Origin of the sequence: Solemya velum gill symbiont (assembly GCF_002020255.1) — a bacterium.
In the GTDB taxonomy this organism is placed as follows: domain Bacteria; phylum Pseudomonadota; class Gammaproteobacteria; order Chromatiales; family Chromatiaceae.
Map to the genome: position 1 here is coordinate 1 of NZ_MPQG01000021.1, position 13589 is coordinate 13589.

General features: G+C 51.5%; 14 protein-coding genes. 2 read left to right on the top strand and 12 right to left on the bottom strand.

Going from position 1 to position 13589, the window contains the following annotated elements; translation table 11 throughout:
• Nucleotides 1-517: 517 nt before the first annotated feature.
• Nucleotides 518-1585: a porin gene (locus BOW06_RS11535; protein WP_078454773.1), complete on the bottom strand. Its 1068-nt coding sequence runs from the start codon at nucleotides 1583-1585 to the stop codon at nucleotides 518-520.
• A gap of 407 nt (nucleotides 1586-1992) precedes the next feature.
• The gene (locus BOW06_RS11540) at nucleotides 1993-2859 is read right to left on the bottom strand and encodes a YicC/YloC family endoribonuclease (protein ID WP_043117396.1); all 867 of its coding nucleotides are present in this window, start codon (nucleotides 2857-2859) and stop codon (nucleotides 1993-1995) included.
• A gap of 112 nt (nucleotides 2860-2971) precedes the next feature.
• On the opposite strand from BOW06_RS11540, the gene rph reads away from it, so the two are divergent.
• Nucleotides 2972-3697 carry a ribonuclease PH gene (rph, locus tag BOW06_RS11545; protein ID WP_078454774.1) on the top strand — a complete coding sequence of 242 codons (726 nt, stop codon included), beginning with the start codon at nucleotides 2972-2974 and terminating at the stop codon, nucleotides 3695-3697.
• 57 nt (nucleotides 3698-3754) lie between these two features.
• On the opposite strand, the gene pssA is transcribed toward rph, so the two are convergent.
• From pssA to BOW06_RS11565, 4 genes are all read right to left on the bottom strand, one after another.
• Complete coding sequence (pssA, locus tag BOW06_RS11550; protein WP_043117399.1) at nucleotides 3755-4489, bottom strand: CDP-diacylglycerol--serine O-phosphatidyltransferase; 735 nt, start codon at nucleotides 4487-4489, stop codon at nucleotides 3755-3757.
• A 109-nt stretch (nucleotides 4490-4598) separates the two neighbouring features.
• A complete protein-coding gene (gene ilvC / locus BOW06_RS11555) occupies nucleotides 4599-5615 on the bottom strand; it encodes a ketol-acid reductoisomerase (RefSeq protein WP_043117401.1) in 1017 nt (338 codons plus the stop codon).
• Between the two features lie 40 nt (nucleotides 5616-5655).
• Entirely contained in the window at nucleotides 5656-6147 is a 492-nt protein-coding gene (ilvN, locus tag BOW06_RS11560; protein WP_043117403.1) for an acetolactate synthase small subunit, read from the bottom strand.
• Complete coding sequence (locus BOW06_RS11565) at nucleotides 6147-7877, bottom strand: acetolactate synthase 3 large subunit (protein WP_043117404.1); 1731 nt, start codon at nucleotides 7875-7877, stop codon at nucleotides 6147-6149. Before BOW06_RS11565 ends, ilvN begins: the two co-directional genes overlap by 1 nt.
• A 285-nt stretch (nucleotides 7878-8162) precedes the next feature.
• Here BOW06_RS11565 and BOW06_RS11570 point away from each other — a divergent pair, with 285 nt between their 5' ends.
• On the top strand, nucleotides 8163-8600 hold the full coding sequence (locus BOW06_RS11570) for a DUF4124 domain-containing protein (RefSeq protein WP_043117406.1): 438 nt from the start codon (nucleotides 8163-8165) through the stop codon (nucleotides 8598-8600).
• Here BOW06_RS11570 and recJ read toward each other — a convergent pair.
• Genes recJ through BOW06_RS11600 form a run of 6 tightly spaced genes read right to left on the bottom strand, consistent with a single transcriptional unit; the run spans nucleotide 8582 to nucleotide 13521 of the window.
• A complete protein-coding gene (recJ, locus tag BOW06_RS11575; RefSeq protein ID WP_230209685.1) occupies nucleotides 8582-10315 on the bottom strand; it encodes a single-stranded-DNA-specific exonuclease RecJ in 1734 nt (577 codons plus the stop codon). The genes BOW06_RS11570 and recJ overlap by 19 nt on opposite strands.
• The gene (yidD, locus tag BOW06_RS11580) at nucleotides 10312-10608 is read right to left on the bottom strand and encodes a membrane protein insertion efficiency factor YidD (RefSeq protein ID WP_043117408.1); all 297 of its coding nucleotides are present in this window, start codon (nucleotides 10606-10608) and stop codon (nucleotides 10312-10314) included. Before yidD ends, recJ begins: the two co-directional genes overlap by 4 nt.
• Nucleotides 10605-11057: a transcriptional repressor gene (locus BOW06_RS11585; protein WP_043117409.1), complete on the bottom strand. Its 453-nt coding sequence runs from the start codon at nucleotides 11055-11057 to the stop codon at nucleotides 10605-10607. The genes yidD and BOW06_RS11585 overlap by 4 nt, the downstream gene beginning before the upstream one ends.
• Complete coding sequence (locus BOW06_RS11590; RefSeq protein ID WP_043117411.1) at nucleotides 11054-11884, bottom strand: metal ABC transporter permease; 831 nt, start codon at nucleotides 11882-11884, stop codon at nucleotides 11054-11056. The genes BOW06_RS11585 and BOW06_RS11590 overlap by 4 nt, the downstream gene beginning before the upstream one ends.
• A 21-nt stretch (nucleotides 11885-11905) precedes the next feature.
• The gene (locus BOW06_RS11595) at nucleotides 11906-12628 is read right to left on the bottom strand and encodes a metal ABC transporter ATP-binding protein (protein WP_043117413.1); all 723 of its coding nucleotides are present in this window, start codon (nucleotides 12626-12628) and stop codon (nucleotides 11906-11908) included.
• The gene (locus BOW06_RS11600; protein WP_043117414.1) at nucleotides 12625-13521 is read right to left on the bottom strand and encodes a metal ABC transporter solute-binding protein, Zn/Mn family; all 897 of its coding nucleotides are present in this window, start codon (nucleotides 13519-13521) and stop codon (nucleotides 12625-12627) included. Before BOW06_RS11600 ends, BOW06_RS11595 begins: the two co-directional genes overlap by 4 nt.
• Nucleotides 13522-13589: the final 68 nt, after the last annotated feature.

Here is a 13589-nt window from a genome sequence, read left to right on the forward strand (position 1 = left end):
CGGATTAATAGCCAAACCGACTGTGAAAGATTTTGCACCGAGTGGTAACTCAGACAAACAAAAAGCCTAGCCATTTCTAGCTAAGCCTTTGATTTATATTCTGGACCGTGAAGGATGATTCGCTTCCGCTCATGCTGCGCGCCTGCGGCGCTTGTCGAACGCGTCCATTTTGATTATCGAAGGTTCAAATCCTTCCGGCGAAGGTCCATATGAAAAAAGCCCGACTATCGTCGAGCTTTTTTGCGAATTATGGTGGGCCGTGAAGGATTCGAACCTTCGACCAACTGATTAAAAGTTGCCCATCATATTTATAACTAATTGTTTTTATTTAATTTAATTGCGTGTCGTCCGTTGCTAATTACACCACAATGCATAACCGTGCAGGACCGATCCCAGCAGTAGCAGCAAGACTTTTACTTGTTCTCGATTGACCGCTTCCGACCCAAAGCGGTCATTTATAAGAATAAAAACGGGACCCGAAGGTCCCGTTTATCGATCTGACAATTTCTAAAATGAATTAGAATTTGTGGATCATACCGACAGAGATAGTGTCTGTATCAATAGTTTCTTCAGAAGGAATGAAGTTATTGTTGTCTGTATATTCCTTACTGGAGTACACAACATAGGCTTGGGTACGCTTGCTGAAGCTATGGAATCCACCAACACCCCATCCAGTTTGCTCTCTGTCATCATCACCACCATTATTTTCATGATGACCGTAAGTGGCTTTCAAAGCATTGTTACCCATGGTGTATGTTGCACTGACTGCCCATGTCTCGCCATCAGTACAAGGAGAGCCGATGTCACATGAATTGTGTCCACTTGGTGCAGAGTAATCATTAACATTCAATACTATTGCGCCATCACTCATGTCTTCATATATGGCTGCAATCTTCAGGTTATTCATAGTATAAGATGCACTAAGCCCCCACCACGTTGGATCATCACCAGAGGCATTGGCAGTCTGGTAACTAGCACCAAGATAGAGTCCGTTTGCACTGTAGATCAGGCCCGCAGAAATAGTGTCAGCCAGACCGTCGTTGCCACCTGAGCCTTCGCCAGGAACGATAGCAACCGCAGCTGTCAGACCATTCATGGACGGGCTGACATACGCGATAGCATTTGAAACAGAGCCTTGGTTAGAGATGTTAGCCAAGCTTGAGGTATCAGCAGCAGTATCGCCCATGTTCTCAATGCCTGAACCCATCATCGCCACCTTGTATGGAGTATATTGACGACCGACAGTAAAGGTACCCCAGTCACCGGCCAAGCCGAGGTAGGATTGACGAGTGCTCGAGGCCCATGCACCGCCGTCAGCAAAATCATAACCGGATTCTGCCAACCAGATCGCTTTCATGCCGTTGCCGAGGTCTTCGCTACCCTTGAAACCGATGCGACTACCGCGACTGTTAACTTCCCACTGGTCCTTCATGTTCGAACTGATGTCATACCAAAAAGGTGAGCTCACATCCATATCGACTGAGTCAATAGAGACATGAACCTGACCATAGATAGTGACTCCAGCATTTGCTGCTGGTGCAGCGATTGCTGCTGCAACTGCTGCAGCGAGAATTGCTTTTTTCATGAGATATCCCCTGTGATTCTCAAAGTTAAGTTGTAAGTATTAACACAAACAGAAAAGCCTGTATCAATATGACAAGGTTAAACGGCATTTCCAGTTAATGCAATAAAAACACACTGCTTAATTGTTGCAATTTTACCACATCAACCCGTCAGAATTTTACTTCCACGTAGAAGATTACCCATGATTACTCAATGACCGCTTCTGGCCGCAAGCAGTCATTCAGGACAATTCATTTGTATCTGCCAATAACTTGGCACTATCACCCGCTATTTACGCCACCAGTCTACGGAGAGCGATAGACTCGTTGGTGTAATAGCCATGTTTCACTCTCGGATTCCCACCTAACAGCAATGAAAGTTTATGAGCAATATAGGTATTCTCTGGATATTTCCGGAAGCTATCAGAATCTACTCAATGTTCTGAATCTGCTCACGCATCTGCTCTATCAGAACCTTAAGCTCAACAGCAACTGCGGTCATCTCCTTGTCGGATGATTTTGAAGCCAGGGTGTTTGCCTCGCGGTTGAGTTCTTGCATGAGAAAATCGAGACGACGCCCGATTGGTTTACCCGTGGTAAGTACGCGGTCAATTTCATCGAGATGTGTCAGCAGACGATCCATCTCCTCGTCGACATCCAGCTTCTGTGCCGCAATGACAATCTCCTGTTCTACGCGTTCGCTATCTACCTCTTCCATGATCTCTGCAAGCCTGTCATGCAATTTTGTACGCAACGCCTCAATCACCACCGGCATGCGCTCGCGTGCCAGTTGAACCTGCTGACGACAGCCAGCAGTGCGCTCGGTGATCATCTGCGCAAGCTTTCCACCCTCACGTTCACGCGTCTCTACCAGCTGCGTCAATGTCTCGTCCAGCAGTGACATGACCTCCTGTTGTAACTGCTCGGGATCACGACTTGGTGGCACAACAACACCCGGCCAACGCAGGATATCGATTGAAGTGGGCGACTTGCTATCGGAAATGTGGATCGAGATCTGGTGCAGGGCCTTCTTCATCTGAACGAGTAACTCCTCGTTGAGATTGATGCCTTGCGCATTACTCTCGGACGCCTTGAAACGCAGTATCGCTTCAATTTTTCCACGGTTGAGTCTTTTATTGACCTGTTCACGCACACTGGTTTCGAACGCACGCAGTTCATCCGGCATTCGAATGAAGAGTTCGAGATAGCGATGGTTAACAGAGCGAATCTCCCACACCAGTTCACCGGCATCGGCCTGTCTCTCACCCCTGGCGAAAGCTGTCATACTCTTAGTCATGCGAGAGGAACTCCTTATTGTGTTTTCGCCTGATTCTAATTGGCGTTTTGTCTCACCTATGATAGTTTGACCCGCAACAAGTTTCAGCAACTAATTGAATAAGGATTCAGACATGACAAGACCCAGCAGCCGCAACCCGGACGAGATGCGCCATATCAGCTTCGAACGCAACTTCACCATGCATGCAGAAGGCTCTGTGCTGGTCTCCTTCGGTGACACCCGGGTGCTGTGTAATGCGACAGTCGAATCACGTGTTCCACGCTGGATGAAAGCACAGGATAAAAAAGGCGGATGGGTGACTGCCGAATACGGCATGCTGCCGCGTTCAACCAACATGCGTATGGGGCGTGAGGCCGCTCGTGGCAAGCAAGGCGGCCGTACCATGGAGATCCAGCGATTGATCGGACGCTCTCTGCGCGCAGCAGTTGATCTTGAAAAACTCGATGGCTTCACCATTACGGTCGATTGTGATGTCATACAGGCTGATGGCGGCACCCGTACTGCCTCGATTTCCGGTGGGTGGGTTGCCCTGCATGATGCGATCCAGTCACTAATCGTCGATGGCCGAATTAATGCCGACCCCATGCTCGACCCTGTCGCATCAGTTTCGGTTGGTATATTTGATGGCACACCGGTACTCGACCTGGATTATGCAGAGGATTCCAATGCCGAAACCGATATGAATGTCGTCACCAACAGTAAGCAGGGATTGATCGAGATTCAGGGCACTGCTGAAGCCGCACCGTTCAGTGACACGGAACTGCAGGCGATGATGCAGTTGGCGCACAAGGGAATTGGTGAAATCCTCGAGGCGCAGGCAAACGCAATTGGTGATTGATATTGCGTGTAGTGGGTTCTGATGGACCCCGGGCAAAGCCCGGGGCTCCTGCACTTGCTAACCTTTACGCAGGCGCCGCTTGCGTGCCAGGGTTGTTACCACACCTGACAGGGAATAAAGAAGGAAAAGCAGAAACAGGACGGTTGCCGGCTGTACCAGCACCACGGCAATACCAAAAGCGATCGCTGCGAGCACCATAAAAGGAATCCTGCCACGCATGTTGATCTCCTTGAAGCTGTAGTAACGCAGCCTGGTGACCATCGCGATGCCTGCAAAAATTGTCAGAATTGCAGAAACAATCGACACATCTGCCGGGCTGACTTCGTAGTGCTCCATCATCCATACCCAACCGGCCGTAACTGCCGCAGCAGAGGGGCTTGGCAGACCAATGAACCAGCTTTTATCTGTGCTGCCGGCCTGAGTGTTGAATCGTGCCAGGCGCAGTGCTGCCGCGGCGACATAAACAAAAGCGGCAAACCAGCCAAACTTGCCGAGTGGCTGCAACGCCCACAGGTAGACCACCAGTCCGGGAGCAAGACCAAAGGCGATCATGTCCGAAAGCGAGTCATACTCGGCACCAAAGTCTGTCTGGGTGTGCGTCATACGTGCAACCCGTCCATCGAGCCCATCAAGAATCATGGCAGCAAATATTGCCACTGCTGCATGTTCAAAGCGTCCGTCTACGGCTGACAATATTGCATAGAAGCCGCTGAACAGGGCTGCAGTTGTAAACAGGTTGGGCAGCAGGTAGATGCCGCGTCCCGGGTTTGGATGTGGGTCTTGTTCGTTCATAGGCTGAGTATATCCGCTTCCTTTGCGTAAGACATCCGGTAATCATTCCTTCATAAAAAGAAAACGCCGGTCATTGACCGGCGTTTTTGCATGCATCAGATAAAGTCGATCAGTTGACTGACTTGTCTACGATCTTCTGAATCCATGGCATCATGCTGCGCAGCTGCGCACCAACCTGCTCGATCTCGTGCGCTGCGTTGTTACGACGCATGGCAGTCATCTCAGGGTAGTTTGACTGACCCTCGAGGATGAACTTCTTGGCGTAAACACCATTCTGAATATCCTTGAGTGCTTCACGCATGGCCCAACGGCTCTCTTCGTTGATGACCTTGGGACCAGTCACATACTCACCATACTCGGCATTGTTGGAGATGGAGTAGTTCATGTTGGCAATGCCGCCCTCGTACATCAGGTCGACGATCAGCTTGAGCTCGTGCAGACACTCGAAGTAGGCCATTTCAGGCGCGTAGCCAGCTTCAGTCAGTGTTTCAAAACCCATCTTGACGAGTTCAACAGCACCACCACAGAGAACAGCCTGCTCACCAAAGAGGTCAGTCTCGGTCTCGTCCTTGAAGCTGGTTTCGATGATACCAGTACGACCACCGCCGATTGCAGTAGCGTATGAGAGTGCGACATTCTTGGCATTACCTGAAGCATCCTGTGCAATTGCGACCAGGTCTGGAATACCACCGCCCTTGACGTACTCTGAACGAACAGTGTGGCCAGGCGCTTTAGGCGCAACCATGATGACATCGATATCTTCACGTGGCACAACCTGGTTGTAGTGAACCGCGAAACCGTGTGCGAAAGCGAGTGTTGCGCCCTGCTTCAGGTTAGGTTCAATCTGGTCACGATAGAGCTGTGACTGGAATTCATCAGGAGTCAGCACCATAACCAGGTCAGAAGCTGCAACTGCATCTTCTACAGAAGCGACTGGCAGGCCTGCTTTCTCTGCCTTGGCCGCGGAAGCCGAGCCCGGACGCAATGCAACGGTAACGTCGACGCCGGAATCTTTCAGGTTGTTCGCATGAGCGTGTCCCTGCGAACCATAACCGAGAATTGCAACCTTCATGCCCTTGATAATGGAGAGGTCACAATCTTTATCGTAATAAATGTTAACTGCCATCTGTCTGCCTTAACCTTGTAGTGTTTTCTAAAATTGTAAATCAGAGCGTGAGTGCTTTTGGTCCGCGCGAAATGCCACTTGCACCCGTACGTACCACTTCAATAATCAGCTCTTCCGGAATTGCGCGTACGAATGAGTCCAGCTTGGACGAATCACCCGTCATCTCGACAACATAACTGGTGTCTGTGACATCAATAATCTTGCCGCGAAAAATATCACTGAGACGCTTGATCTCCTCACGCATGCCCATTTCGGCACGCACCTTGATCATCATCATCTCGCGTTCGATGTGAATGCCTTCAGAGAGATCAACCAGCTTGACCACGTCAACCAGCTTGTTGAGCTGCTTGGTGATCTGCTCGATAACGCGCTCGTCACCGATAGTCACCAGTGTCATACGTGACAGGGTCTGATCCTCTGTCGGTGCAACACTGAGAGACTCGATGTTATAGCCGCGTGCGGTAAAAAGACCGGCAACGCGTGAAAGTGCACCAGCCTCGTTTTCCATCAGGATAGAAATTATGTGTCTCATCAGGCCAGCTCCCTCTCGGTTGCCTGTTGTGGCGACAGGTGCATCTGGTGATGCCCCTTGCCCGCCTCAATCATCGGGTAAACATTTTCCGATGGATCAACAACAACATCAATGAAAACCAGTTCATCCTTGCGGCTAAACGCCTCTTCGAAGCCTGCGGCAAGTTCGCCCGGCTTGTCGATACGCATACCGACATGGCCAAAACTCTCTGCGAGTTCGACGAAATCAGGTAGTGCATCAACATAGGAGTGGGAGTAACGACCCTCGTAGAACATCTCCTGCCACTGGCGAACCATGCCCATGTAGCCGTTGTTCAGCAGGATGATCTTGAGCGGCAAATTGTACTGCTTACAGGTTGCCAGCTCCTGGATACACATGAGGATACTAGCCTCGCCGGTAATACAGGCAACAGTCGCATCTGGATGCGCCATCTGTACACCGATTGCTGCAGGCAGGCCAAAGCCCATGGTGCCGAGGCCACCTGAATTGACCCAGCGACGTGGCTTGTCAAATGGATAATACTGGGCTGCGAACATCTGGTGCTGTCCGACATCGGAAGTCAGGTAGAGACCGCCGTCAGTTACCTTGTGAAGGGTATCTACTGCAAATTGCGGTTTGATGACCTCGTCGCTCTTCGGATATTCAAGACACTTGACTGCACGCCAGCTTTCAATCTGCTTCCACCATGCGTCCAGCGCATCAGCATCAGCCAGTATTTCTCTCTCAGTGAGAATACGCAGCATGTCATTCAGGACACTCTTGACCTGCCCGACAATTGGAATATCGATGCGAACATTTTTTGAGATGGATGCAGGATCGACATCAATATGAATGATTTTCGCATGCGGACAGAATTCGGCAATCTTGCCGGTAACACGATCATCGAAACGCGCGCCAATGGCTACCAGCACGTCTGTCTCGTGCATCGCCATGTTCGCCTCGTAGGTACCGTGCATGCCGAGCATACCGATATTTTGGTTGTCGGTACCCGGATAGGCACCCAGACCCATCAGGGTATTGGTGATCGGGAAACCGGTTTTCTGAACAAGTTCTGTCAACTCGGCGCTCGCGTCACCGATGACAACACCACCGCCAGAATAAATTACCGGGCGCTTGGCACCCATCATCAGCTCGACAGCCTTCTTGATCTGTCCCAGATGGCCCTTCTCTACCGGGCTGTAGGAGCGCATTTTGACCTTTGATGGGTACTCGTAGGGCACCTTGATATTGGGATCAGTGACATCCTTGGGGATATCGACCACAACCGGGCCCGGGCGTCCTGTATTGGCAATGTGGAACGCCTTTTTCATTGTCTCGGCAAGATCCTCGACACGCTTGACGAGAAAATTATGCTTCACGCATGGACGTGTAATACCAATGGTATCAACTTCCTGGAAAGCATCCGAACCAATCAACGGCGATGGCACCTGTCCGGTAATGACGACCATTGGAATTGAGTCGAGATGTGCGGTTGCGATGCCTGTGACAGCATTGGTCGCTCCCGGTCCTGACGTGACCAGCACGACGCCAGGCTTACCTGTTGCACGTGCATAACCGTCAGCAGCATGGGTTGCACCCTGTTCGTGACGTACCAGCACATGACGCACGTCCTCCTGCTGGAAAATGGCATCGTAAATATGCAGTACGGACCCGCCAGGGTAACCGAAAACATGCTCAACACCTTCGTCTTTCAATGATTGAACGACGATCTGGGCTCCGCTGAGTTCCACTATGTCTGACCCTCCACAAAAATAGCCCCACCTCGCTCAGGTAAGGCTCATAGTCAGTATAAGAAAGTAAACAGGGGAAAGTACTGCCAAACTCACTTTGCGTCAAGGTTTTTCAGACATTTTTACGTTAAATTCACAGCATTTACCGGGTTTTATGTCGCCAAACCTTCTCCTTAAGGTTGAATATCGTTTAGACTATTAGAACAAGATGTGGAATCATAGACGGAATTACTATCCGGGGGCCGCCAATTGCGCCATTTTCGTTTATTACTGGGCATTGTGATCATGCTGCTTATTACAGTTGCTGATTTAAATGCCGCAATTTATAAATGGATCGACGAGAATGGCAACATTGTCTACTCCGGAACTCGCCCACCCAGTGGCAATAAATCACTCAACTCTCCATCGTTGCCACCGACACCCAGACCAATAGCCACGACAACCCTGCCTTTTTCTACAAGCGCTAAAAAACAGTCGGCCGCTGCCAAACAGGATAAAACCGTCAAAAAAGAGAAGAGTGCACTAGAAGTAGCGTGTGAAAGACTTCGTAATAACCTGACGGTAATGAACTCTTCAGACAAAATTTATGAAAAAGATTCACAGGGAGTGCGCAAGTTTCTTACCGCAACTGAACGCAAAGAGAGAATCAGGAGCACCGAAAGAAGGATAAGGGAAGAGTGCCCCCTAATCAGCCAGACGGACTCTTATGCCGGCTCGAGGTGACGCACCAGCAGTTGCAGGCTCTCTCGTCCCATGTAGTGATTGATATCGAGCTGATATAGGACCCGCACACTCGCACCGGCAACATCACCAATCTCCTCAGCCTGTCCAAATGCAATCGCATCGATTGTGTCGCCATTCGAATCCTGTGGTGCAAGGACGAGCTTAAGATGATTGTCTCCCACGACTCTTTGACTAACAACGATGAACTCATCATCAAAACCCGGTTCAGGGAACTGCTGCCCCCAGGGTGAAGCAAACTTCAGCTGCTGCGCCACCCCAACATCCAGCCATTCAGAGGGAACACTGCCATCCGAGTAGTGGCGGTTCTGCAGCGTCGTATCATCTATCACTGCAGCAACCTGTTTCCGGAAGAGCTCGCTGAAGCGCTCAAAATTCCTCTGCGGAAGTGTCAGGCCTGCAGCCATCGCATGACCACCGAATTTTTCGATCAGCCCTGGCACCTGTTTACTCACTGCATCGAGCACATCCCGGATGTGCAGCCCCGTAATCGAGCGTGCCGACCCTTTCAGATTACCTTCACCATCCGAGGCAAACGCTATGACTGGGCGGTGCCACTGCTCCTTGATGCGCGATGCAAGGATACCGATGACACCCTGGTGCCACTGCTCCTGGTACAGGGTCAATGCAACCGGCATGTTTTCACTTGCAGCATCCAGGTGCAGGCCCTCCAGCATCTCCTGCGCCTGCTGTTTCATTTCACCTTCAATCTCGCGACGTTGCCTGTTGAGATCATCCAGCTGACCGGCAAGCTCATCCGCCTTCAGGCTATCCGTCGCCAGCAGGCATTCGATGCCGACTGACATATCCTCGAGACGACCGGCCGCGTTCAGACGAGGGCCCAGCGCAAAGCCGAGATCGGAACTGACCAGTTGCGCAGGGACGCGCTTGGAAACACGGCACAGGGCTTCAATGCCGGGACGCGTCTTTCCGGCACGCATACGTCTCAGCCCCTGCTCCACCATAATCCTGTTATTGCGTGTCAGCGGTACAACATCTGCAACAGTACCGAGTGCAACAAGATCAAGCCAGTCACCCATGCGTGGCTGTTCAACTGCGGTTTTCTCAAACCAGCCCGCGTCTGCAAGCTGTTTAACAAAAGCCGTCATGACATAAAAGATCACGCCAACACCGGCGAGCGATTTGTCTGGAAAGCACTCTCCCGGCGAATTAGGATTGACGATGACATCGGCATCCGGCAACTCGTCTCCCGGCAGGTGATGATCAGTCACAAGAACATGCACGCCGGCTGCCTTTGCCGCGACGACACCCTCAATACTTGAGATGCCGTTATCAACGGTAATGATCAGGTCAGGGGACGACTCCAGCGCGACGCCGACAATACCGGGAGTCAGGCCATAACCGAAAGCGAAACGGTTTGGTACCAGGTAATCAACATTCGCACCCAGTTTTCGCAACAGGGAGACAGCCAGTGCTGTGCTGGTTGCACCATCTGCATCAAAGTCTCCAATCACGAGGATATTCCAGCTGCTGTCGAGAGCCTGCTCCAGCAAGCCTGCAGCCGCATCGACCTGGCCGAGGGATGAGACAGGAAGTAGTCCAGACAGATCCAGTTCAAGCTCCTCACTGCAACTGATACCGCGATTTGCGAATACACGCGCCAGTAACGGATGCAGATCACCACTGAAATCGACTGTCCCGGTCGCCTGGCGGCGAACAATCTCGCAAGCATTCACTTTGATTCTCTCTCCGTTTCAGGTTTTTCATGCTGCTGCGTCTCATCTGCATGATGCTCACAGCAGGTTGCCGCCTCGGGGCTTCCCGGGACAGGATCAACTCCGCCCTCATGCCACGGGTGGCAACGTCCGATACGTCTCAGCCCCATCCAGCCCCCTTTCAGCACACCATGAATTTCAATTGCCTGGATCATGTAGGAAGAACAGGTTGGATAATAGCGACAGCTACTTCCAAGCACAGGGCTCAGCAGCAGCTGGTAACCACGCACCAGCTTGAGCAGCAACCACTTCATGAACGCACCCGTTTGCACTCTCCGCAACGCCCGAGTATCTCGACAATCTCGTCATCCATGTCGAAACCAGCCTTGTCTGCAGCCTTGCACAGGCTGGTGTGAATGGCGCCGTCCTCCATCTCCCTGACCCTGCCGCAATCGGAACAGATCAGGAACTGCCCCTGGTGTTCATCGTGAGGGTGGTTACAGGCCAGGTAGGCTTGCAATGATGCGAGGCGGTGAACCAGGCCCTGCTCCTGCAAAAAATCGAGGGCACGATAGACCGTTGGAGGGGCAGCATTCGGGCGTTCCTGTTGCAGCTTCTGCAAAATTTCATAAGCGCCAACCGGCTTACCTGATGCAGCAATGATAGAGAGCACCTCGAGGCGCTGCGGCGTCAGACGCACCTCACGTGTTTCGCATAAACTTGCGGCATACTCGAGAAACTCCGCGAGCTTTTTGCTGTTCATACACGCCTCACTTTACGTCGATGCAGCATGGCTGCAAGTGCGGAGACAAGATAGATTATTGCTGCAACCAGGATCATGGTTGCCCCTGACGGTAAATCATATGCGTAAGAGACTGCCATACCACTACTGGTGACAAGGAAGCCAATCAGAACCGCCAGCAACATCATTGCCGAAAGCGTTTTCGTATAGTGTCCTGCCACAGCCGCCGGCAGTGTCAACAAGGCGATGACAAGGATCAGGCCAACGACCTGTATCAGCAGTACCACGGTCAGCGCGACCATCGCCAGTAACAGCAGGTAAACCAGCGTGACAGGCAATCCACGCAGGCGTGCGAACTCCTCATCGAAGATGACCGCGTTAAACTGATTATGGAACAGCACCACCATCAGCACCAGGAAAACATCCAGCACTATCATCAATTGCAGATGCTCACCCGAGACCATGAGGATATTGCCGAACAGGTAGCTGAACAGATCCAGCTGGTAACCGGGCGTAGCTGAAATGAACAGAATACCCACCGCCATACCGATCGCCCACAGGGCACCTATTACCGTATCCTCGCGCTCTTTCCATACAAGGCTGACACCGCCGATGATAACGGCAGCGATCAAGGCGGCAACAATCGCCCCTCCATATGGTGCATATCCAAAAAAAAGTGCGGCACCCATACCGCCAAGTACAGCGTGAGCAATACCTCCGGCGACAAAGCTTATGCGCCGGACAACCACGTATGTACCAACCAGGCCACAGCCAATGGCAGCCAGAACACCGGCAATCAGGGCTCGCTGTAGAAAGTCATACTGGAAAAGTGCGTCAATAAAATTCATTTGTCTTACAGGTTATCCGGGCTAGTGTGAATGTGCGATATGATGAACATTCTCACCGTAGAGGTGGGTGATAGCCTCGCTTGTCAACGCCTCAGTCTGGTGGCAGACAAGTGTCTGATTGAGACAGGCAACGCGATTGACATAACCGGATATAAAAGCGATGTCGTGTGACACCACGACCACCGTCATACGCTTGTTAAGAAGCTTGAGCAGATCGAAAATTTCATTTTCAACTCGCATATCGATATTGGCGGTGGGTTCATCCAGGAGCAGTATCTGTGGATCGCCAACCAGCGCACGAGCAATCAGCACACGCTGCAATTCACCGCCGGAAAGTGACCCAACTGGACGTGTGGCAAGACGGCTGATTTCAGTCTCTTTCAAGGCACGCACGACAGCCTCGCGGTCATCTCGTCGGTAGCGCCCGGTAAATCCCTTCAGGCGTCCCATCAACACTACCTGCTCGACCGTGATGGGAAAATCACGGGCAAATGCCGGGTATTGTGGTACGTATCCAATTGCAGAGCGTGCCTGTCGCGGTGTTTTTCCCAATACCTTGACCTTGCCAATACCAGGCTCAATAAGACCGGCAATGAGCCTGACAAGAGTGCTTTTGCCACCACCATTGGGACCGACCAGGCCGATAAACTCCCCTGCCTCAATACTCAACGAAACATCACGCAACACTGGTATCTCACCAAATGAGAAGCTGACATTGTCAATTTCAATCACGCTTGCGCTCATTCCAGCACCTGCATGGCATCGAGAAAATCGTTCAGCGATTGCACAAGATCATCGGACAAGGGATCAACGACCACCAGTTTTGCATCGATTGCATCGGCTATCACCGCGGCAATACGCTGATCGAATTGCGGCTGCACAAATATTTTGCCAATGCCTTTTTGCCCGGCCATTTCAATCAGCTCTGCAAGACGCCTTGGACCCGGCTCCTTGCCATCCATCTCAATGACAACCTGCACCAGTCCATACTCACTTGCGAGATAGCCCCAGGCAGGATGAAAGACAAGAAAGTATGGTGACTCGATGACAGGCAGCACCTCGACAGCGCGTCGGTCAACCTGCCTGAAACGCTGCTGTGCCGCCTGTAAATTGCCTTGGTAATAGTCAGCACCATGCGGATCATTTGCCGTCAACTCTTCTGCTATCAGGGCAAGAATCACATCGATGTTTGCCGGTGATGTCCAGACGTGAGGATCACCACCCTCATGCCCGTGTCCGTGCCCGTGCCCGTGCCCGTGCCCGTGCGGATGGGATTCGTGTTGATCAGAATCAGTACCGTCTTCAGCATCGACAGGCAGATTTTGGCGCAAATCGATGATCTTCATGCGCGGATTCAGCGCACGAATCTTTCCCATCCAGACTTTCTCGAAAGGCAGGCCGCTGGTGAAATAGAGATCAGCCTCACCAAGGCGCTGTAACTGTGAAGGTTGCGGATCGTAAGTAACCGGGTCATGACCAGCAGTTACCAGCGCCTCAACACTGACCCGCTCTCCACCAACCAGCGAGACAAGCGAGGCAATTGGCAATACGCTTGTGAAAAGCTTCAAAGATGCGGCACTCAGAGGTGCTGAGAGCAACAACAGCAACAGTGCAAGCGTGATACGATTCTTTTTCATTAACAGGGGGAAGCGAATAATATTGTTACAATATAACATAACTCTATTCCCTCCGTCCGATACCCTCA

Excerpts from the sequence above, each read along its gene's own strand:
- BOW06_RS11535 (WP_078454773.1), bottom strand. The coding sequence starts at position 1,585 with ATGAAAAAAGCAATTCTCGCTGCAGCAGTTGCAGCAGCAATCGCTGCA.
- BOW06_RS11540 (WP_043117396.1), bottom strand. The coding sequence starts at position 2,859 with ATGACTAAGAGTATGACAGCTTTCGCCAGGGGTGAGAGACAGGCCGAT.
- rph (WP_078454774.1), top strand. The coding sequence starts at position 2,972 with ATGACAAGACCCAGCAGCCGCAACCCGGACGAGATGCGCCATATCAGC.
- pssA (WP_043117399.1), bottom strand. The coding sequence starts at position 4,489 with ATGAACGAACAAGACCCACATCCAAACCCGGGACGCGGCATCTACCTG.
- ilvC (WP_043117401.1), bottom strand. The coding sequence starts at position 5,615 with ATGGCAGTTAACATTTATTACGATAAAGATTGTGACCTCTCCATTATC.
- ilvN (WP_043117403.1), bottom strand. The coding sequence starts at position 6,147 with ATGAGACACATAATTTCTATCCTGATGGAAAACGAGGCTGGTGCACTT.
- BOW06_RS11570 (WP_043117406.1), top strand. The coding sequence starts at position 8,163 with ATGCTGCTTATTACAGTTGCTGATTTAAATGCCGCAATTTATAAATGG.
- yidD (WP_043117408.1), bottom strand. The coding sequence starts at position 10,608 with ATGAAGTGGTTGCTGCTCAAGCTGGTGCGTGGTTACCAGCTGCTGCTG.
- BOW06_RS11585 (WP_043117409.1), bottom strand. The coding sequence starts at position 11,057 with ATGAACAGCAAAAAGCTCGCGGAGTTTCTCGAGTATGCCGCAAGTTTA.
- BOW06_RS11590 (WP_043117411.1), bottom strand. The coding sequence starts at position 11,884 with ATGAATTTTATTGACGCACTTTTCCAGTATGACTTTCTACAGCGAGCC.
- BOW06_RS11595 (WP_043117413.1), bottom strand. The coding sequence starts at position 12,628 with ATGAGCGCAAGCGTGATTGAAATTGACAATGTCAGCTTCTCATTTGGT.
- BOW06_RS11600 (WP_043117414.1), bottom strand. The coding sequence starts at position 13,521 with ATGAAAAAGAATCGTATCACGCTTGCACTGTTGCTGTTGTTGCTCTCA.